The organism is Maribacter sp. HTCC2170 (assembly GCF_000153165.2).
In the GTDB taxonomy this organism is placed as follows: Bacteria; Bacteroidota; Bacteroidia; order Flavobacteriales; family Flavobacteriaceae; genus Maribacter_A.
Genome location: NC_014472.1, coordinates 273,008 through 293,207, shown reverse-complemented (window position 1 = coordinate 293,207; position 20,200 = coordinate 273,008). Strand labels below are relative to the sequence as shown.

The 20,200-nt window shown below is 37.3% G+C and carries 16 protein-coding genes and 2 tRNA genes; 15 read left to right on the top strand and 3 right to left on the bottom strand.

The genetic code is table 11. The annotated features are described in order from the left end of the window. The first annotated feature begins 162 nt into the window (after window positions 1–162). From FB2170_RS01330 to FB2170_RS01295, 8 genes are all read left to right on the top strand, one after another. On the top strand, window positions 163–1,395 hold the full coding sequence (locus tag FB2170_RS01330) for a Glu/Leu/Phe/Val dehydrogenase dimerization domain-containing protein (RefSeq protein ID WP_013304693.1): 1,233 nt from the start codon (window positions 163–165) through the stop codon (window positions 1,393–1,395). Between the two features lie 16 nt (window positions 1,396–1,411). Then, entirely contained in the window at window positions 1,412–2,749 is a 1,338-nt protein-coding gene (gene nhaD, locus FB2170_RS01325) for a sodium:proton antiporter NhaD (protein WP_013304692.1), read from the top strand. Between the two features lie 50 nt (window positions 2,750–2,799). Next, on the top strand, window positions 2,800–3,492 hold the full coding sequence (locus tag FB2170_RS01320; protein WP_013304691.1) for a MotA/TolQ/ExbB proton channel family protein: 693 nt from the start codon (window positions 2,800–2,802) through the stop codon (window positions 3,490–3,492). 10 nt (window positions 3,493–3,502) lie between these two features. Further along, on the top strand, window positions 3,503–3,889 hold the full coding sequence (locus FB2170_RS01315) for an ExbD/TolR family protein (RefSeq protein ID WP_013304690.1): 387 nt from the start codon (window positions 3,503–3,505) through the stop codon (window positions 3,887–3,889). Then, window positions 3,889–4,791: an energy transducer TonB gene (locus FB2170_RS01310; RefSeq protein WP_013304689.1), complete on the top strand. Its 903-nt coding sequence runs from the start codon at window positions 3,889–3,891 to the stop codon at window positions 4,789–4,791. Before FB2170_RS01315 ends, FB2170_RS01310 begins: the two co-directional genes overlap by 1 nt. Beyond that, window positions 4,792–6,003, top strand: a complete 1,212-nt coding sequence (locus FB2170_RS01305; protein WP_013304688.1) for a bifunctional folylpolyglutamate synthase/dihydrofolate synthase — start codon at window positions 4,792–4,794, stop codon at window positions 6,001–6,003. It begins immediately after the preceding gene. Window positions 6,004–6,061: 58 nt separating this feature from the next. After that, window positions 6,062–6,136: transfer RNA gene (locus tag FB2170_RS01300), tRNA-Val, on the top strand. Between the two features lie 418 nt (window positions 6,137–6,554). Continuing rightward, entirely contained in the window at window positions 6,555–8,801 is a 2,247-nt protein-coding gene (locus tag FB2170_RS01295; protein ID WP_013304687.1) for an Ig-like domain-containing protein, read from the top strand. Window positions 8,802–8,892: 91 nt separating this feature from the next. On the opposite strand, the gene FB2170_RS01290 is transcribed toward FB2170_RS01295, so the two are convergent. Continuing rightward, window positions 8,893–10,056 carry an alpha-hydroxy acid oxidase gene (locus FB2170_RS01290; RefSeq protein ID WP_013304686.1) on the bottom strand — a complete coding sequence of 388 codons (1,164 nt, stop codon included), beginning with the start codon at window positions 10,054–10,056 and terminating at the stop codon, window positions 8,893–8,895. A gap of 188 nt (window positions 10,057–10,244) precedes the next feature. Between FB2170_RS01290 and FB2170_RS01285 the strand changes: the two genes are divergently transcribed. Beyond that, window positions 10,245–10,319: transfer RNA gene (locus FB2170_RS01285), tRNA-Val, on the top strand. Window positions 10,320–10,339: 20 nt separating this feature from the next. Here the strand turns inward: FB2170_RS01285 and FB2170_RS01280 are convergent. Together FB2170_RS01280 and gldJ are read right to left on the bottom strand one after the other, a co-directional pair. Next, window positions 10,340–11,617, bottom strand: coding sequence for a UDP-N-acetylmuramoyl-tripeptide--D-alanyl-D-alanine ligase (locus tag FB2170_RS01280; RefSeq protein ID WP_013304685.1), 1,278 nt, complete (start codon window positions 11,615–11,617; stop codon window positions 10,340–10,342). A gap of 63 nt (window positions 11,618–11,680) precedes the next feature. Next, complete coding sequence (gldJ, locus tag FB2170_RS01275; protein WP_013304684.1) at window positions 11,681–13,351, bottom strand: gliding motility lipoprotein GldJ; 1,671 nt, start codon at window positions 13,349–13,351, stop codon at window positions 11,681–11,683. Between the two features lie 469 nt (window positions 13,352–13,820). Between gldJ and porV the strand changes: the two genes are divergently transcribed. From porV to FB2170_RS01245, 6 genes are all read left to right on the top strand, one after another. After that, window positions 13,821–14,966, top strand: a complete 1,146-nt coding sequence (gene porV, locus FB2170_RS01270; RefSeq protein ID WP_013304682.1) for a type IX secretion system outer membrane channel protein PorV — start codon at window positions 13,821–13,823, stop codon at window positions 14,964–14,966. Window positions 14,967–15,047: 81 nt separating this feature from the next. Next, a complete protein-coding gene (gene cdd / locus FB2170_RS01265; protein ID WP_013304680.1) occupies window positions 15,048–15,530 on the top strand; it encodes a cytidine deaminase in 483 nt (160 codons plus the stop codon). 197 nt (window positions 15,531–15,727) lie between these two features. Continuing rightward, window positions 15,728–16,723: a pyruvate dehydrogenase (acetyl-transferring) E1 component subunit alpha gene (pdhA, locus tag FB2170_RS01260; protein ID WP_013304679.1), complete on the top strand. Its 996-nt coding sequence runs from the start codon at window positions 15,728–15,730 to the stop codon at window positions 16,721–16,723. 7 nt (window positions 16,724–16,730) lie between these two features. Continuing rightward, window positions 16,731–18,374 (top strand): pyruvate dehydrogenase complex dihydrolipoamide acetyltransferase, encoded by a 1,644-nt coding sequence (locus tag FB2170_RS01255; RefSeq protein WP_013304678.1) that lies wholly within the window; start codon window positions 16,731–16,733, stop codon window positions 18,372–18,374. Window positions 18,375–18,454: 80 nt separating this feature from the next. Further along, window positions 18,455–19,519, top strand: coding sequence for a M28 family metallopeptidase (locus FB2170_RS01250; RefSeq protein WP_013304677.1), 1,065 nt, complete (start codon window positions 18,455–18,457; stop codon window positions 19,517–19,519). After that, window positions 19,519–20,199, top strand: coding sequence for an SDR family NAD(P)-dependent oxidoreductase (locus tag FB2170_RS01245; protein ID WP_013304676.1), 681 nt, complete (start codon window positions 19,519–19,521; stop codon window positions 20,197–20,199). Before FB2170_RS01250 ends, FB2170_RS01245 begins: the two co-directional genes overlap by 1 nt. The last annotated feature ends 1 nt before the right edge of the window (window position 20,200 follow it).

The following is a 20,200-nucleotide window of genomic DNA, read 5'->3' as shown; positions in this document are numbered from 1 at the left end:
TTTTTTAATTTCTGTATTTTATATTTGTTTTAAGTATTTCTTCAATTTGATTTAAACCAAAAATTATGAGACAGCACTAACCCCAATTGGGGATTTATTGTTAGAATTTTGAAAAATGAGAATTAAAATCAATGTCACATAATCGATAAAAAATCAAAATAAATGAAGGAACTTCTTCAAGCATACGAGAATAAACAACCCGAAATAGTCTTTAATTGGAAAGATTCGGAGACTGAAGCCGAAGGATGGACTGTGATTAATTCCTTAAGAGGAGGTGCTGCCGGTGGAGGTACAAGAATGAGAGAAGGCCTAGATCTTAATGAAGTATTGTCATTGGCAAAGACCATGGAGGTGAAATTCACAGTGTCAGGCCCTCCAATTGGCGGTGCAAAATCAGGAATTAACTTTAATCCACATGATCCAAGGAAAAAAGGAGTACTGCAAAGATGGTATCGCGCAGTTTCTCCTCTTTTAAAGAGTTATTATGGTACAGGTGGTGATTTGAATGTTGATGAAATACATGAAGTTATCCCCATTACCGAGGATGCTGGTGTTTGGCACCCTCAAGAGGGTGTTTTTAATGGTCACTTTAAGCCAACTGAGGCGGATAAAATTAATAGAATAGGCCAATTGAGGCAGGGTGTTATTAAGCCAATTGAAAGTGAATTGTACACACCAGATGTTTCTAGAAAGTACACTATTGCAGATATGATTACAGGATATGGTGTGGCTGAAGCTGTGAGGCATTATTACGATATTTTTGGTGGTAATGTAATGGGTAAAAAAGCTGTAGTTCAAGGATTTGGAAATGTTGGGGGTGCAGCCGCTTTTTATTTGGCGCAAATGGGAGCCAAAATTGTAGGGATTTTAGATCGGACTGGTGGTGTTATCAATGAAGAAGGGTTCAGTTTTGAAGAAATCAAGGACTTTTTTCTAAATAAGCATAATAACAATTTAATGGCCAGCGCTGATCAGATGATTCCATTTGAAGAAATAAAGGAGCGAATATGGACATTGCAAACCGAGATTTTTGTTCCTTGTGCAGCATCACGACTTATCACTAAAAATCAGATTTCTAAAATGATTGATACTGGTTTGGAAGTTATTTCTTGTGGGGCCAACGTCCCTTTTGCGGATAAGGAGATTTTCTTTGGGCCAATAATGGAATATACAGATGGAAGGGTTAGTCTTATTCCAGATTTTGTTTCAAACTGTGGTATGGCAAGAGTTTTTGCCTATTTCATGGAAAAAAGAGTAGGGATTGATGATGATTTGATATTTAAAGATACTTCTGATACCATAAGAAAGGCAATTTTGAATATCTTTAAACAAAATCATACCAAATTAAATTTGAGTAAAACTGGATTTGAAATTGCCTTAAAGCAATTAGTGTAAATTAAACCAACTATATATGGAAACCATTATTATTATCGTTTTTCTGGCAGGATACCTTGCCATTACCCTTGAGCACAATCTTAAAATAGACAAACTAATCCCAGCCTTGGCTATGATGGCTATTTTATGGGCGATTATTGCTCTTGCACACATGGATGTTTTTGAGGTAAATGCAGAGTTAAGGGAGCTGGAGCCTACGCATATCGATGAAATTCTCTTACATCATTTAGGAAAAACGGCAGAAATATTGGTGTTCTTGCTTGGGGCAATGACGATTGTTGAGATTATAGATTATTTTGATGGTTTTGCCACGATAAAAGGGTTTATAAGAACAAGGAGCAAGCGAAAATTGTTATGGTTGTTTTCTATATTGGCCTTTATCTTATCAGCAATAATAGACAATCTTACAGCAACTATTGTGTTGATTACCATTTTACAGAAAGTAATCAATGATAGAAATACAAGACTGTGGTTCGCAGGTATGATAATCATTGCCGCAAATGCTGGTGGTGCTTGGTCTCCTATTGGGGATGTTACGACAACAATGTTGTGGATTGCTAATAAAGTCTCGGCTTTAGAATTGATAAAACATGTCTTGATTCCTTCTATTCTTTGTATGGTGGTTCCAGTGTTAGTTGCCAGCAGATATAAAGCATTTAAGGGTAAAATCGGCAGTAAAATTGATGATTTGGAAGCTCCAAAATCAAAATTTGGTTCAACAATGTTGTATTTGGGTTTAGGTGCAATAGTATTCGTTCCTTTCTTTAAAACAATTACGCACTTGCCTCCTTACGTGGGCATGATGCTTTCCTTGGCTATAGTTGCAACCTTTGCCGAGATATATAGTAGTACTAAATTCAGTATATCAAATGTTGAGGGCGAAGACCATGACACTACAGGCCATCACAGTCCTGTTCATGCTTCCCTCTCAAAAATAGAATTACCCAGTATTTTATTCTTCCTAGGAATTTTATTGGCTGTTGCAGCGTTGGAATCTTTAGGGTATTTATTCAATTATGCTGGGATGTTAAATGAAGCTATACCTAATACCGATATTGTCGTAATGTTATTTGGCGTAGGTTCCGCTGTAATTGACAATGTCCCATTGGTCGCTGCCAGTATGGGAATGTTTTCAGAAAGTATGGACAATCCACTTTGGCATTTTATAGCATATTCAGCTGGTACAGGTGGTAGTATGTTGATTATTGGTTCAGCTGCCGGTGTAGTAGCAATGGGTATGGAAAAAATTGATTTCTTCTGGTATTTGAAGAAGATCGCATTTCTGGCTTTCATCGGTTTTGTGGTAGGTGCCGCGGCATTTGTATTTATGCGAGATTTTGTCCTGCACGTATAATTTAATCGACAAAATACCGTTATTAAGGCAACTTAAAGAAGAGAAATTATATGTCATTGATTCAAGATCTTGCACAAGACCCTGAAATAGGGGATGTTTTATCCGAAGAGAAAACCCTCTCGGTAATTGATTTAATTTTTAACGGCGGTACAGGAAGTATCGTGATTATCTCCATTTTATTTGTTTTATTGTTTGTTGCACTATATATCTATTTTGAACGGATATTTGCAATCAAAGCCGCTTCGAAAATAGATAGTAATTTCATGAATCAAATTAGGGATCATGTGACCAATGGTAAATTGGAGGCCGCTAAATTATTATGCGCCCAAACAGATTCTCCTGTGGCTCGTTTAACTGAAAAAGGGGTTTCGAGAATAGGGAAGCCATTGGATGATATAAACACGGCTATTGAAAATGCAGGTACCTTAGAGGTCTATAAATTGGAAAGAAACGTTAGTGTTTTGGCTACCGTTGCCGGTGCGGCACCAATGATTGGTTTCCTTGGAACCGTTATTGGTATGATTTTGGCATTTCATGAAATGGCCACAAGCGGTGGGCAAGCTGAAATGGGTTCATTGGCATCTGGTATTTATACTGCAATGACAACAACAGTTGCTGGTTTAATTGTGGGTATTATAGCTTATATAGGTTATAACCATTTGGTAAACAGAACTGATAAGGTTGTTCATAAGATGGAAGCCAATGCAGTGGAATTCTTGGATTTATTGAACGAACCACTATAGGCCACGGTATATGAAATTAAAAGGAAGAAATAAAGTAAGTCCGGACTTCAGTATGTCGTCTATGACCGATATTGTTTTCTTGTTGTTGATATTCTTTATGTTAACGGCAAATTCGCCAAATGCGTTGGATTTGCTATTGCCAAAAGCAAAGGGGAAATCAACGAACACACAAAATGTTTCAGTTAGTATTAACAAGAACTTGGAATATTACGTGAATAGCGAAAGAATTAACGGAGAGTACATTGAAATTGAATTAAAAAAGGCACTAGAAGGACAAGAGAAACCAACAATAATCCTACGGGCAGAAGAGAGCGTGGCCATTAAAGAGGCTGTTAACGTTATGGACATTGCCAATAGGAATAATTACAAGGTAATTTTGGCCGTGCGACCCAATTAATGTCGTTTTTAGATACGAGACACAAGAAAAAATCATTTACACTTACAACAGCCTTGTTAAGTGTGCTACTCCTTTTGCTTTTTTATATAGGATTGACCTACATGGATCCCCCTATTGAGAATGGTATCTCAGTGAATTTCGGAACCATGGATTTTGGTATGGGAGATAATCAGCCTAAAGAAAAAATAAGGTCAGAGCCTTTGGATATTCCTGAACCTCCAAACGTACAGGAAGAAGTTCAAGAGGCTGAAGCAGTACCAGAGCAAGTCGTAGAAGAAGTTGTTGAAAAAGAGCAACCTACAGAAAAAGTACTCACACAGGAGAGTGAAGAATCAATTAAAATAAAGCAACAGCAAGAAGCTAAGAGAAAGGCCGATGCTGCTGCTAAAAAAGCAAAAGCTGAAGCAGATAGGGTTGCCCGTGAAAAACGGGAAGCTGAAGAACAAAAAAGGCAAGAACAAGCGGCCAAAAAAGCTGAACTGGATAAGTTAATGGGGGGACTCAATAAATCAGATGGTTCTGCGACTGGTAGTGAAGGGGACGATAATAGACCTGGCGACAAGGGCCAACCTGATGGAGATCCATATGCAACTAGTTATTATGGTAGTCCAGGGTCAGGTAGTGGCACTGGAGGTTATGGACTAAACGGAAGGTCTTTGGTCAGCAAGGGAAAAGTAAAACAAGATTGCAATCAAGAAGGTAGGGTTGTCGTAAAAATTGTGGTTGATCGCAATGGCAAGGTTATCAGTGCTACTCCTGGCGTAAAAGGAACTACCAATAGAGCGGAGTGTTTATTAATACCTGCCAAGAAAACAGCATTCATGCATAAGTGGAATTTAGATTCTAATGCGCCGAATCAACAAATTGGTTTTGTGGTTGTCAACTTTAAATTAGGTGGATAAGTGACCTACAAAGAAACTTTGGATTGGATGTTTGCTCAACTTCCTGTCTATCAAGAAAAAGGAAAGGTTGCTTATAACGGAAAATTGGATAACATCCTGAACTTTTCTGTACATCTTGATAATCCTGAGAAAAAGTTTAAAAGTTTACATGTTGCAGGCACCAATGGTAAAGGCTCCAGTAGCCACATGTTGGCATCTATTCTTGATGAAGCGGGCTACAAAGTAGGACTTTATACTTCTCCACATTTAAAAGATTTTAGAGAACGGATTAGAATCAATGGTAAGACCATTGGTAAAAAACAAGTTGTTAGATTTATTGAGGAGAATGAGGTTTTTCTAAAGAAAAACAAATTATCTTTTTTTGAAATGACCGTGGGTATGGCCTTTCATTATTTTGCTGAAAAAAAGGTTGATATTGCCATTGTTGAAGTGGGATTGGGAGGAAAATTGGACTCAACCAATATAATAAACCCAGAAGTTTCGCTTATTACGAATATTGGTATGGATCATATTGATTTGCTTGGTGATAGTCTTGAGAAAATCGCTATTGAAAAAGCAGGAATAATTAAGGATAATGTCCCAGTTGTCATAAGCGAGTATCAAGAAGGAATAGGGGATACGTTTAAATCAATCGCAAAATCAAAAAATGCCAGTATAGTTTTTGCAGATCAAGAAATCCGCAAAGTTCATAAGAGTGAATTACTTGGAAACTATCAATCAAAAAATATTAAAGGGGTAGTTGCTGTATTGAAAGAACTCAAAGGTTTTAAGGTCAAACAAGAACACATTAAGCGTGGCTTAAAAAAGGTCATTAAGAATACTGGGTTGTTGGGCAGATGGCAAATATTGGGTAGGAAACCTATGATTGTTTGTGACACTGCACATAATAAAGAGGGGTTGACTTTGGTGCTGGAACAGTTAAGAAAACAAGAATTTAAAGAGTTACACTTGGTTTTGGGTTTTGTAAAGGATAAAAACTTGGATGCCGTTTTACCTTTATTTCCGAAAAACGCACAATATTACTTTTGCTGCCCTAATATTATGAGAGGCTTGAATGCCGAGTTGTTAGAAAATAAGGCCAAGGGGTATGGATTGTTTGGGAGTGCCTACAAATCAGTCAATACCGCATTTAAGACGGCGAGAAAAGAAGCTTCGAAAAAAGATATAATCTTTATCGGAGGCAGTAATTTTACAGTGGCTGAGGTCTTATGATTTTTTTTAATCTTTTCTTTTGGGTAATAGAAAACTATTCTATATTTGCACCCCGTTAGGGCGCGTAGCTCAGTTGGTTCAGAGCACCTGGTTTACACCCAGGGGGTCAGGGGTTCGAATCCCTTCGCGCCCACAACCTCAAAAAACCCCTTATTTCAAGGGGTTTTGTTGTTTTTAGCATTTATTTTAGTAAGTCAAATTCATGAAAAGGGGGCGCAATTATTATCGTCATTTTTATTTTAGGTTGATTTTCAGCATAGTGTATTTTGGTGAAAATTTATTTTGGGTTTTTGCCTTCTAGAATTGTAAGGTTCGTTTCATTATTTTTAACAATTATTTAAAATTAGATATTGATAAAATTTAACACCAATTTAAATACATTAAAAACTTTAACGTATTTTTGACTGTTCATAGTCCGAAAAGGGTTTTTGCCCGTATTTATTTGGACAATCGTTTTTTCTTCCCCAAAGAAATGGTATTGTGTTTATTCTAGAACTATTAATATTGTTTATATTTTTATTTAATACTAACCCCACTAACACTTATTCAATATGAGATTGAAAATTACTTTTTTATTTTTTGTTCAAATTTTACTTTTACATCAGATCGGTGCGCAATGCACCGGGGTTGATTTTGAAGAACGAAATGGTATAGCCATTTTAGAAGCTGAGGCCAAGACAGCTGGAAGTTGGAATAATGAATCCAAATCAGGAGCTTCTGCGGGTAGAACTTTGGCTTTCAGAGGATCAAATTCTTTTAGCGCACCTGGAAGTTCGGTAATTACTTATAGCTTACGAATAAATTCTCCTGGCACGTATCGATTTATTTGGAGAAACAAGATAGGAGTAATAGCTAGCCATAACCCTTCAACTGAGCACAATGATTCGTGGTTGAAAATCAATGCCTCAAATTTTTATGGACAAAGGGGGTCACACAGAATATATCCTGGAGGATCGGGGAAATCTCCTGTACCTAATGGTGCTTCTTCAGGTGGTTATTTCAAGATTTATACTAATAAAATTGATTGGAGTTGGGATACATGGACCAGTGATCATGATGCCCATAGTGTATATGCCACGTTTAATTCAGCAGGAACTTATACAATTAAACTATCAGGTAGGTCTAATGGCCATTATGTAGATAGAATGGTGCTTTATAAAGAAAGTAGTTATTCATTGGCCCAAGCACAAAGCTTATCATTATCTCAGACTAATTGTAGTGGCGGATCTAATCCCCCACCTCCACCCCCACCTCCACCGGCAAATAATATTGCCCCCACAGTAAATTTTAGCAATTTAACTGAGGGACAATCATTTAATGCGGGGAGCACAATTTCAGTAGGAGTTAATTCGAATGATTCTGATGGCAGTATTTCAAAACATCAGATTTTTGTTAATGGTTCTTTGGTTGATACCGATGGGACTAATTATAGTACTTATAGTATTGTAAATGCATCTACTGGCAATTATGCGATTAAGGCTGTGGTCACTGATAATTCTGGAGCTACTGCAGAAAAAACTGTGAATATTGTTGTAGGTAGTGGATCCACCACACCTCCACCTCCACCTCCACCGCCAAGTGGTAGTGGTCCATCAGTGGATTTTAGTAATTTAACTGAAGGACAAAGCTTTGCTTCTGGAAGTACTATCTCAATTGGAGTTGATGCAAGTGGTAGTATAGTTAAGTATCAAATATTTGTCAATAGTCAATTAGTTGATACAGATGGGTCTAGTTACACACCTCATAGAATAGTTAGTGCCTCAAGCGGAAATTATGCTGTTAAGGTTATTGTCACTGATAATTCTGGAGCAACGGCAACAAAGACGGTAAATGTTGTAGTAGGTGGCTCAACTACCCCTCCACCTCCACCTCCACCTTCTGGAAATTCTGCACCGATTGTTAGTTTCAGTAATCTAACGGATGGTCAAAATGTAGCTGTAGGAAGTACGGTGTCGGTGGGAATATCCGCATCTGATTCTGATGGTAATATCGTTAAATATCAAGTTTTTGTCAACGGATCCCTAAAAGACACAGATGGTTCTAACTATACGGCTCACCCAATAAGGAATATTGTTGAAGGTAGCCATATTATAAGGGTTGATGTGACTGATAATGACGGGGCTGTAGGTACTGCCAGTATTACAATTGTAGCTGGTTCATCTACAACACCACCGCCTACTAATTCTCCGATTAGTTTTAATCTTGTTAATTCTGTTTCAAATGGTGATATAATGAGTATTGTAAATGGCAGTGTAATAAATCGAATTACAGAGCTAAACATTAGGGCATCAACTTCGTTGAACGCTAAAAGTGTAAAATTGACACTTTCAGGAGCTTCAAATGCCTCAAGAACTGAAAATGTTTCGCCTTATGCTCTTTTTGGGGATGTAAATGGAAATTATTTAAATGGTTCATTAAACAGTGGTTCTTATACTTTGAAGGCAGAAGCATATGCAGAAGCTAATGGTACTGGCAGTAAACTAGGATCGGTAACTATTAGCTTTACGGTTAACGATGCTTCTTCAGGGAAGAGTGGAGTTATAGCATTCCCGAATCCTATACTTTCTGATGGTAAAGTTTCCCTTCGATTGCCTGAATATGTAAAGGGAAAAGTGACGTACTCCGTTATTAGTACTTCCGGTGTATTAATTGAAAAAGGAGGCTTTAATGTTGAATCTGAAAACAAGTCAGTTGGATTAAATCTTTCTAAAGTTGGAAATCAGGAATCTGGAGTATATTATTTGACAATTCAGTCAAGTCAAGGCTATCAAACAATTCCATTGATTAGGTCTGAGTAAAATCTATTTGTAATTTAAAAAAAAGGCAACATCCATTACGATGTTGCTTTTTTTGTTAACTCTAATGCCAAAACTATAATTGCAATTACTTTCAGCTAATAAGGTGTTTGGGAAAATCTTTGATTTCTTCACACCCTATTTGCTCCATAACTTGTTGCAATTGGGTTTTTAATAAAGAGATGGTGTGTTCGCCACCCTTTTTTCCTAAAGCAGCAACACCATACATAAAAGAGCGGCCCAAAAAAGAAAACTCAGCACCACTTGCTAAAGTTCTGGCAATATCGGGTCCCGAACGCAAACCGCTATCCATCAATACCTTAATTTGAGAGCCGTATTTTTTAGAAATTCTTGTCATAGGCTTAATGGTTGATTCTCCTGCATCCAATTGTCTTCCTCCATGATTGGATACAATAATGCCGTCTAATCCTAATTGTATGGCCTTTTCTGTATCTGCTTCCGTTGATACTCCTTTTAATACTATTTTTCCTTTCCAAAGGTCACGAATGGGAGCTATTTTTTCCATACTCATTCGCTTCGAAAAAGTTTGGTCCATAAAATTCCCCAATTGCCCTAAATCCAGACCTTTCGGCATATATGGCTTTAGAACTTCAAAATTTGGTTGTCCATATTTTAAAGTGTTAAAGGCCCAATTGGGTTTGCCAAAAACTTGAAGTATATTATTTATACTCATTTTGGGGGGCATTGAGAGGCCGTTCTTTATTTCTTTTGGCCTAAACCCGAATGCGGGTGTATCGCAAAGTAAAACAAGCACAGGGCATTCTGCAGCTTCAGCTCTTTTGAGCATATCGTTCCTGATGCTATCCTCAGTAGGGTGGTATAATTGGAACCATGCTTTTCCTTCCGTTAACTCACTTATTCTTTCAATACTACTTGTGCTAACAGTACTGAGAACAAACGGAATGTTATTTTCAAATGCAGCTTTTGCCAGAATTTCCGAGGCATTGGGCCACATTAAACCTTGTAAACCTACCGGGGCAATCCCGAATGGGGCATCATAGACATGACCAAAAAGCTCTGTTTTTAAACTAGCTTGGCCAAAGTTGTCCAAATAATTTGGGACAAGTTGAACCTCTCTAATTTCTCTGGTGTTACGCCTAAGATTTACTTCTTCATTGCATCCGCTATCCAGGTATTCAAAGGCAAATTTTGGAATTCGTTTTTGGGCTTTGTTTCTAAGATCTTCTACTGACGGGTATCTTGAATCAAAATGTTTGGCTATGGTATTTCTTGACATTGATATTGGATTGAAAAAGTCATAAATCGGCTTAAAGTCGTTGACTTTAGATTGCCATAATAAAAGTACATTATTTTAATGAGTTCTATGTGCAGAATTAGGGAGATACGTGAACTTTGAATGGCTTCATTCTCTGGAAAAAGGTTTTCAGAACTGAAAATTAGTCATACCTTAGCACTCCCTATTTTGGGATATTAGCTCAGTTGGTTTAGAGCGCTGCCTTGACAGGGCAGAGGTCACTGGTTCGAATCCAGTATATCCCACTTTTTAAATTTAATATGGTCTATAGCAATTCGAGTAAGCGTTCTAGTGCCATTCCGCGAGAACCTTTGATAAGAATTGTGCTATTTGATGGGAGTTCAACATCGGCTAAGTACAAAGCAAGTGCTTCATAATTCTTGAATTTTTTTAAAGGAGTTTTAGTGCGGTAAAAATTGTCCCCAACTAAAAAAACCTCCGAGATATCTAGGCTACTTGTTAAATCTGCGATGTTTTGATGTTCTTCATTTGATGTTGCGCCCAATTCAAACATATCACCTAAAAAAGCAATTTTTGGTTCACCACTTAAACTGTTGAAATTTTCCAAGGCTACTTTCATACTGGTTGGGTTGGCGTTATAGGCATCTAGGATAATTCGCGTACCATTACTTTCAATAATCTGCGATCTATTGTTTTGAGGAATATAAGATTCAATGGCAGTCTTAATGTCATTCAACTCAACATTAAAATATTTACCCATGAGAACGGCTGCACAACAATTTGTGAAATTATAATTTCCGATCAGTTTAGAGTTAATCTCAATATCTTCCACGGATAAGGAAACATATGGATCTGAAATTAAAAATTTAATCTTGAAGTATTCTTTTTTGGCTGTTGTAAACCCATATTTTTTAATGTAATGCCCTAGTTTTTTATGTTGTATCGGGTCATCAGCATTTAAGAAAATTGATTTCTGGTTGGCAAGTAAATAATCATAAAGCTCACTTTTTCCTTCAATTACACCTTCAACACTTCCGAATCCCTCTAAATGTGCTTTGCCAAAATTTGTGATATAACCATAGTCAGGTTGGGCCAGAGAGCAAAGAAATTCTATTTCCTTTTGGTGATTGGCCCCCATTTCCACAATAGCAATTTCAGTATCCTCTTTAATTGTCAATAAAGTAAGAGGTACGCCTATGTGATTGTTTAGATTTCCTATAGTTGCTATTGTTTTGTACTTACTTGATAGAACAGCGTTTACAAGCTCTTTAGTGGTTGTTTTTCCATTGCTACCTGTTAAGCCAATTACCTTGGCGGAATAAAAATTTCTATGAAACGTGGCGAGTTTTTGAAGGGTTTGCAAAACATCTTTGACTAATATGGTTTTGTCTGATGTTGCATATTTTTCTTCATCAACAATTGAATAAGAAGCACCTTTTTTGAGTGCTTCATCGGCATATTCATTCCCATTAAAATTATCCCCTTTTAGTGCGAAAAAAAGACAGTTGATTTTTATTTTTCTTGTATCTGTACAAACGAGTGGAAACTGTAAAAAGATTTGATGAAGTTGTTCTATATTCATGTTGTAAAGATAAAAAAAGCCCCGACGAAAATGTCAGGGCTTTTTTATGAATAAGTTTTAAAACTATTTAGCTTTCTTACCTCTAACAGTTTTGTTTTTAGTTTTTGATTTTGAACCTACTCTAGACATCGCACATCTGAATCCAATGTAATCTGTGGCCATGTATTGTGGTAAATACCTACGTTGTGCGGGATCTAACCAATATGCCCTATCTCTCCAAGATCCACCTTTGTATACTCGTACCTCATCATTGATTAACGATGTTCTGTTGTTGGATTGGTCATATTGACGAATCAAGTTTCCAGTAGAATCCCTTTCAACCTTATGTCTTGGAGAATCATACATTTTACGTGTATCGTCCTCTTCATCCTCATCACTGAATCTATCAAAGAATCGAGAAGAACTCGGGTCTCCATCTCTATAACCTCTATTATCACTAGAAGAAAAGTTGGTTCTTAGGTAAGTTTCTTGTTCATCGACAGGAACCATTTTAATTTCTCCTGGAAGATTAACAGCAATGATTTTACCTGTTGGCAATGTATCGTATACCACAGAGTCTCTTAGAATATTAACTTTTCCATCTTCGCCAATAGCGGTTTTCATGTAAATATTACCTCTATAGTAGTTGAAATCACTTATTTCGTCATCAACAATTGGGCGGTAAACATCAGCTACCCATTCGGCAACATTACCTGCCATGTCATAAAGACCAAGGTCATTTGGTTTATACGACATAACTTCAGCAGTAATATCGGCACCATCATCAGACCAACCTGCTATTCCGCCATAATCACCTTTTCCTTGTTTGAAATTGGCTAATTGATCACCACGACCAACGCGCTGACCATTTCTTGTGTAGTCACCTTCCCAAGGATATTTTTTTCTACCTCTATAGTTGTTATATTCTCTAGAACCAACCTGAGCTTGAGCAGCATACTCCCACTCTGTTTCAGTTGGTAGTCTATATTCAGGCATAATTACACCACTGCTTCTTTTTGCATAGGTGTTTACACTATCTTTTTTCATTTTACCTTGAAGTGAATCTATTTGGCCATTATAAACCGATTCGGGCCTATTAAGGTAAGCTTCAGTACTGAAAGTACCGGCAACTTCCCCTGTGGCAGCTTGATATTTGGCATCTTGCGCCAAATAACCTTCTCTTTCCAACATTACTTCATTAACGCGATCTGTTCGCCATTCCGCAAATTGTGTTGCTTGAACCCAGTTTACACCAACTACAGGATATTCTGCATATGCAGGATGTCTTAAATAATTATTGGTCATGGTCTCATTAAATCCTAAACGGTTTCTCCAGACCAAAGTATCAGGTAAAGCTCCTTTATAAATATTTGCATACTTAGGATTCTCTGGTGGGTAAACACTCTTCAAATAATCCAAGTATTCCAAGTACATGACATTTGTGACTTCGGTTTCATCCATATAAAAGGATTGAACATGTTGAGAAGTAGGCGTGTTGTTCCAATCGTGCATAACATCATCTTGCACTTTACCCTTGGTAAACGTTCCTCCTTCAACAAAAACAAGACCTGGAGCGGTTTCTTGCTCCTTAAAATCTGTATTGTATTGGAAACCACCTTCCTTGGCATTTATTTTCCAACCTGTAGCTCTTGATACATTTTTTGAAGATGAAGATTTTTTGCTACAACTAGTAACTGTAAAACCTCCCGCTATTACTGCACAAGAAAGTACAATTTTGATAAACTGTTTTTTCATAATTAGGACTTGAGTTCAATTATTTAAACCACTTTCAAGTAGTTTGGGATTCTTGTTTTGATTTAATTTGGTGTTTCTTTCGGCATATAAAACGATGATTTTGTCATAATATTTTGTCATAGAAAAAATATTTGCGAATTGACCATTCCAATTGTATCAAAAGCTTTGTACACAAAACATAACGGCATATATGGTAATATAGTATAGTTGGTTTTTTCTTTTATAGCTTGTTTGGTTTATCGAATGTTGTTATTCCCAAATTTGGATTTTGAACATTAGTTGAAATAAAGATTCTAGAATAACAATCAATTGGTTGAAAAGGTCAAAAAATTATTGGTCAGAATATAAGATATCTTTAAAATGCTCGTTTACCTGTAATACAACTAGTATTTTAGGAGAATAACAGGGTTCTATTGGTAACATTGTAATCAAATGTTAACTTTGAACCTATTAATTTTAAGTTTGAAAAATGAAAAAATTAACCTTACTTGTTTTATTGGCTTTTGCGATACAATTATCGGCTCAAGATGATAGAGTTATTACCACTGCGGTACCTTTTTTGACCATTGCTGCAGATGCTAGATCTGCTGGTATGGGTGATATGGGAGTCGCGACTTCCACAGATGCTTTTTCGCAACAATGGAATCCGTCTAAATTTGCTTTTGCCGAAAGAAAAATGGGAATTGGCGTTAGTTATACTCCGTATCTCGAAAGTATAATAACCGATATCTCTCTTCTAAACGCGAGTTTTTATAATAAAATTGATGACCAAAGCGCATTTGCATTGAGTCTGAGATATTTTACGCTTGGTGAGATTGAGTTACGACAATTCGCAAATGATCCTGGTACATTGGCCAAGCCCAATGAATTGGCTTTAGATGGCTCGTATTCTTTGAAATTAAGCCCGACATTTTCTATGGCTGTTGGTGGTAGGTTTATAAGGTCAAACCTTAAACTGCCTCAAAATGGATCAGAGGATTCTCAAGCCGCAAGTACTTTCGCCGTAGATGTTTCTGGTTATTATAGGTCAAGGGAAATAGCATATGATAAGTTTGATGGTCGTTGGAGAGCAGGTTTCAATCTCTCTAATCTTGGGGGCAAAATCACTTATGATGAGGGCGGACAAGAAAACTTTTTGCCTACTAATTTAAAATTCGGTGCCGGTTTTGATTTTATTCTAGATCAGGATAATGTACTGGGAATCACTACAGAATTCAATAAATTACTGGTCCCAACCCCTCAAGATTTTGATGAAGATGGTGATATTGATTCTGCGGATAATGATGAATACCAACAAATTGGGTTTTTTAGTGGGATCACAAAATCATTCAATGATGCGCCAGATGGTTTTAGCGAAGAGCTTAAAGAATTTACTTGGGCTCTTGGTGCTGAATATACATACCAAGATGCTTTTATGATTCGTACCGGGTATTTTAATGAAAGTGAAGAGAAGGGGTCAAGAAAATTCTTTACAATGGGTGCTGGATTTAAATTTAAGGCAGCCCAGATAGATTTGTCCTATTTGTTTTCAACATCCCAAGTTAAAAACCCTTTGGAAAATACACTACGCTTTTCACTTACCTTTAATTTAGGTGAGGAGTATTTAAATGATTAAAACAAATGAAACTTTCATAACAAAACCTGCCATTGAGCAGGTTTTACTATTTTTAGCATAATATCTTTTCATCAAAGTAATATGAAAAAAAAGACTATTTCGTTTGAACTTTCGGTTTATGAGACGCTTGGGGCATTAAACGAGCAAGATCGTGATTTAATGCATATGGCAATAGAAGCAAGAAAGGATGCTTATGCGCCGTATTCGAATTTTATGGTTGGCGCTGCAGTACTTTTGGCTAATGGTAAAACAGTTATAGGCAGCAATCAGGAAAATGCATCGTACCCTTCTGGTTTATGTGCAGAGCGTGTAGCTGTTTTTCAAGCTGGGGCTAAATATCCTGGGGTTACCATAAAATCAATTGCAATTACCGCCATGTCAAAAACCCATTTGGTAGAGAAACCGGCGGCTCCTTGCGGTAATTGTCGACAGGCGATTTCCGAGTATGAATTCAAGCAAAAAAGTCCTATAGAATTACTTCTTATGGCAGAGAAAGGAGAAATCATTAAATGTCAGTCCTTGGCCGATATTCTTCCTCTAGGTTTCAATAGTTCTTATTTATAAAAGACTGCTTTTGCTTTTTTACCAGTTAAGAATGTAGTCAGAGTCATTGGTTTTGTTAGTAAATAATAATGAATTAAGCTTTTTAGTTTATTTTTTTTCCGATTGATTAATATATGTATTTTTGTTCTTCTGTTTTTTAGGCATTTTGCACTATGTTTGATGCTTTGAAACTTTAATCTTTAATTAAAAAGCTATTAATGGAAAAAATCACCAAAGAAACTTATCTGAAGTGGTACGAGGACATGCTGTTTTGGAGAAAGTTCGAGGATAAACTTGCGGCAGTTTATATTCAGCAAAAAGTTAGGGGATTCCTTCATTTATATAATGGACAAGAGGCTGTCTTGGCTGGTGCATTGCATGCAATGGATCTAACCAAGGACCGTATGATAACAGCATATAGAAATCATGTTCAACCTATTGGTATGGGGGTGGATCCTAAAAATGTAATGGCTGAACTTTATGGTAAGGTTACCGGAACTTCGAAAGGTATGGGAGGTTCTATGCACATATTCTCAAAAGAGCATCGTTTTTATGGAGGCCATGGTATAGTTGGTGGCCAAATTCCGTTGGGAGCTGGCTTGGCTTTTGCGGATAAATACTTTAAAAGAGATTCAGTTACCCTGTGTTATATGGGTGATGGTGCAGTTCGTCAAGGGTCTTTGCATGAAACATTCAATTTGGCAATGCTTTGGAATTTACCTGTGGTTTTTGTTTGTGAAAACAATGGGTATGCAATGGGTACCTCAGTATCCCGTACAGCTTCACATGAAGAAATTTGGAAATTAGGGCTTGGATATGAGATGCCATGCGGTCCTGTTGATGGTATGGATCCTGTAACTGTTGCCAAGGAAATGAGTAAAGCAATAGAACGCGCAAGAAACGGAGACGGACCAACTTTCTTGGAAATGAAAACCTATCGTTATAGAGGACATTCAATGTCAGATGCACAGCATTATAGAACTAAGGACGAAGTAGAAGAATACAAGAAAATTGACCCAATTTCGCAAGTTAAAGAGGTGATTTTTGAAAAAGAATACGCGTCCGAGGATGAAATTAAAGAGATAGATCAAAGGGTAAAAGAATTGGTCCTTGAATGTGAAAAATTTGCCGAGGACTCTGATTATCCTCCAGTTAATCAATTATATGACGTAGTCTATGATCAAGAAGACTTTCCGTTTGTACAACATAAATAATACGTAAATGGCAGAAGTGATAAATATGCCTCGTTTGAGCGATACCATGGAAGAAGGTACCGTGGCCAAATGGTTAAAGCAAGTAGGGGATAAGGTTGAAGAAGGAGATATTCTTGCGGAAATTGAAACTGATAAGGCCACTATGGAATTTGAATCCTTTCATGAGGGTACATTGCTGCATATTGGTATTGCAGAAGGCGATGGTGCTCCGGTTGATTCACTTTTGGCAATTATCGGTGATGAAGGTGAAGATATTTCAAGTTTGCTAAGCGGCTCTTCCTCGGAAGCCGAAGAAGAGACAAAAGAAGAGACAAAAGAAGAAACGTCAGGTGAAGCCGAAGTTGTTTCTTCTAAGCCAGGTACTGAAATTCCTGAAGGGGTGGAGGTAGTTAAAATGCCTCGTCTAAGTGATACTATGGAAGAGGGTACCGTAGCAACTTGGCTAAAGAAGGTCGGTGATACTGTTGAAGAAGGGGATATTCTGGCTGAAATTGAAACTGATAAGGCAACAATGGAATTCGAATCTTTTTATTCGGGTACTTTGCTGTATATAGGTATTCAAGAAGGGGAATCTTCTCCAGTTGATGCGGTACTCGCCGTTATTGGGCCAGCCGGAACCGATGTTGATGCTGTTTTGAGTGCGGCCCCCGGAACAGGTGGTGAAAGTGAGGAAACAACCAAGGTTGAGAAAACAGAGGAAAAGAAAGCTGAAACTCCTCAGGAAACAATGGCTCCTAGTTCTAATGACGGGCAGCGAATTTTTGCCTCACCTTTAGCCAAAAGAATAGCAACGGAAAAAGGCATCAATTTAAGTGATGTAAAAGGAACTGGTGACCACGGAAGAATCGTCAAAAAAGATGTTGAAGGTTTTGTTCCATCTCAAAAACCAGTTCAACCTATAGCTGTTCAAGACAATGCAGGTGCAAGTACTTCGACGGTTGTTGCACCGTTGGTATTGCCTGTAGGAGAAGAGAGTTCTGAAGAAGTGAAGAATTCACAAATGCGTAAAACTATTGCGAAAAGATTATCAGAATCCAAGTTTACAGCACCACATTATTATTTGACCATTGAGGTTGATATGGATAACGCAAAGGCATCGAGAACTCAGATAAATGATTTGCCAGACACCAAAGTTTCATTCAACGATATGGTGGTCAAGGCTTGTGCAATGGCATTGAAAAAGCATCCTCAAGTAAATACAACGTGGAATGGGAATACTACAAGGTATAATCATCATGTGAATATTGGCGTTGCCGTTGCTGTTGAAGACGGACTTGTTGTACCTGTTGTTAAATCAACTGATTTGTTGAGCTTAACACAAATTGGTTCTGCGGTTAAAGATTTGGCAGGTAGGGCAAGGGTTAAAAAGTTGACTCCTGCAGAAATGGATGGTAGTACGTTTACAGTTTCAAATCTGGGAATGTTCGGCATATTGGAGTTTACCTCAATCATAAATCAGCCTAATTCAGCAATTTTATCTGTAGGTGCAATCATTGAAAAGCCAGTTGTGAAAAATGGACAAATTGTTGTTGGCAATACCATGAAATTGTCCTTGGCATGTGATCACCGTACTGTTGATGGTGCTACAGGAGCTCAATTCTTACAGACTTTAAGGGCATTTTTAGAGAACCCTGTGACTATGTTGGCGTAAACTTAGTTTGGTAAATATATATTATTCTACATCCGCCTTTGGCGGATGTTTTTTTATCTTTAAATCCTAATCTTTCCGATATGAAGCGAATAATCTACTTTTTTGTTCTGTTACTAGTAATCAGCTGTGGTTCTACTAAAACCAAACAAGCCAATTCCGATACTGTTTATGGTGGCCCCGATGGAGTTAAAGGCAGGATGGTTGAGGCCAAAGAAGAATCCAAAACTTCAGGAATATCCTCAGAAGAGGATAAAACAGTTAAATTGATCTCCAAGGGCTCGTTTTCAAGTGCGGAACGGGTTGGAGAAATCATGAACTTCTTGGCTTCCGATGAGCTAAATGGGCGTGATTCTGGTACCGATGGTATTGAAAAGGCAGCTGCTTACATTACAAAAGCTTTTAAAGAGAATGGTATAAAGCCTTATTTCATTTCGTACCGTGATACGTTGTCCAATATAGATGTGCATGCCTATAACGTAGTTGGCTTAATAGAAGGTTCAGATGCTGAGTTAAAAAATGAGTATATTTTGATTGGTGCACACTATGACCATATTGGAATAAGAAGTGCTGTAAATGGTGATGAAATTGCAAATGGGGCAAATGATAATGCTTCGGGAACAACGACAGTAATGGAATTGGCTCGTTATTTCGGGCATTCTAAATCAAATAAACGAAGTTTGATCTTCGCATTGTTCAGTGCAGAAGAAAGAGGGCTTTTGGGCTCAAAACATTTGGCTGAAAAACTAAAAACAAAAGATTTGAATCTATATGCCATGCTGAATTTTGAAATGGTAGGGGTGCCATTGGTTGACAAAGATTATGAGGTTTATGCGACAGGATATGAACTTTCGAATTTGGCCGATGTTTTTAATGAATATGCCAATGCAAAACTGGTAGGCTTCTTACCACAGGCTAAGGAGTTCAATCTGTTCATGCGTTCTGATAATTATCCGTTTCACAATGAACTTCAAGTGCCTTCACAAACATTCTCAACTTTTGATTTCACCAATTTTGACCACTATCACAAAGTTGGAGATGAAGCATCACTGATGGATTTTGAGCATATGGCTTCCCTAGTCAATAAGTTTATTCCTGTTATTGAAAATATTACTAATTCACCCGTCCAAGAAATTAAATACAACTAATGGCTAATGTAATTATTACCGGAACCAGTCGGGGAATTGGATTTGAATTGGCCCAACTTTTTGCTAATGAAGGGCATCAGGTTTTAGCGCTCTCACGTAGTGAAAATTCCATTTCTGAACTTAATCACAAGAATATCACTTCTTTTTCTTTTGATATTACAGAAGGGAAAGATTTGGTAAAAGTTGAAAGTTTTATAGAAACTAACTGGAATAATGTAGATGTATTGATTAATAATGCTGGCAAATTATTGAATAAACCATTTTTAGATACAGAATCAAATGAATTTGAGGAGGTTTACAAGGTCAATGTTTTTGGTGTAGCTAATCTGACTAGATTGGTTTTACCTAGTATGCCGAAAAACGGACATGTGGTGACCATAAGTTCTATGGGAGGAGTTCAAGGTAGTATGAAGTTCCCAGGTTTATCAGCATATAGCTCTAGCAAAGGTGCTGTAATAACCTTAACGGAGTTATGGGCAGAAGAGTTTAAAGAAACAGGTCCTTCCTTTAATGTTTTGGCCCTTGGGGCCGTACAAACTGAAATGTTGGAAGAAGCCTTTCCTGGATACAAAGCGCCGACCACTGCTTTGGAAATGGCAACTTATATTAAGGATTTTGCTTTAACTGCACATAAAATGTATAATGGTAAGTTACTTCAGGTTAGTAGCAGCACACCCTAAA

Bases quoted from the DNA above. Each gene is read 5' to 3' on its own strand.
- porV (WP_013304682.1), top strand. From the start codon at position 13,821: ATGAAAAAATTAACCTTACTTGTTTTATTGGCTTTTGCGATACAATTA.
- FB2170_RS01245 (WP_013304676.1), top strand. From the start codon at position 19,519: ATGGCTAATGTAATTATTACCGGAACCAGTCGGGGAATTGGATTTGAA.
- FB2170_RS01315 (WP_013304690.1), top strand. From the start codon at position 3,503: ATGAAATTAAAAGGAAGAAATAAAGTAAGTCCGGACTTCAGTATGTCG.
- FB2170_RS01330 (WP_013304693.1), top strand. From the start codon at position 163: ATGAAGGAACTTCTTCAAGCATACGAGAATAAACAACCCGAAATAGTC.
- FB2170_RS01295 (WP_013304687.1), top strand. From the start codon at position 6,555: ATGAGATTGAAAATTACTTTTTTATTTTTTGTTCAAATTTTACTTTTA.
- FB2170_RS01255 (WP_013304678.1), top strand. From the start codon at position 16,731: ATGGCAGAAGTGATAAATATGCCTCGTTTGAGCGATACCATGGAAGAA.
- FB2170_RS01290 (WP_013304686.1), bottom strand. From the start codon at position 10,056: ATGTCAAGAAATACCATAGCCAAACATTTTGATTCAAGATACCCGTCA.
- pdhA (WP_013304679.1), top strand. From the start codon at position 15,728: ATGGAAAAAATCACCAAAGAAACTTATCTGAAGTGGTACGAGGACATG.
- FB2170_RS01310 (WP_013304689.1), top strand. From the start codon at position 3,889: ATGTCGTTTTTAGATACGAGACACAAGAAAAAATCATTTACACTTACA.
- FB2170_RS01280 (WP_013304685.1), bottom strand. From the start codon at position 11,617: ATGAATATAGAACAACTTCATCAAATCTTTTTACAGTTTCCACTCGTT.
- FB2170_RS01250 (WP_013304677.1), top strand. From the start codon at position 18,455: ATGAAGCGAATAATCTACTTTTTTGTTCTGTTACTAGTAATCAGCTGT.
- FB2170_RS01320 (WP_013304691.1), top strand. From the start codon at position 2,800: ATGTCATTGATTCAAGATCTTGCACAAGACCCTGAAATAGGGGATGTT.
- cdd (WP_013304680.1), top strand. From the start codon at position 15,048: ATGAAAAAAAAGACTATTTCGTTTGAACTTTCGGTTTATGAGACGCTT.
- nhaD (WP_013304692.1), top strand. From the start codon at position 1,412: ATGGAAACCATTATTATTATCGTTTTTCTGGCAGGATACCTTGCCATT.
- gldJ (WP_013304684.1), bottom strand. From the start codon at position 13,351: ATGAAAAAACAGTTTATCAAAATTGTACTTTCTTGTGCAGTAATAGCG.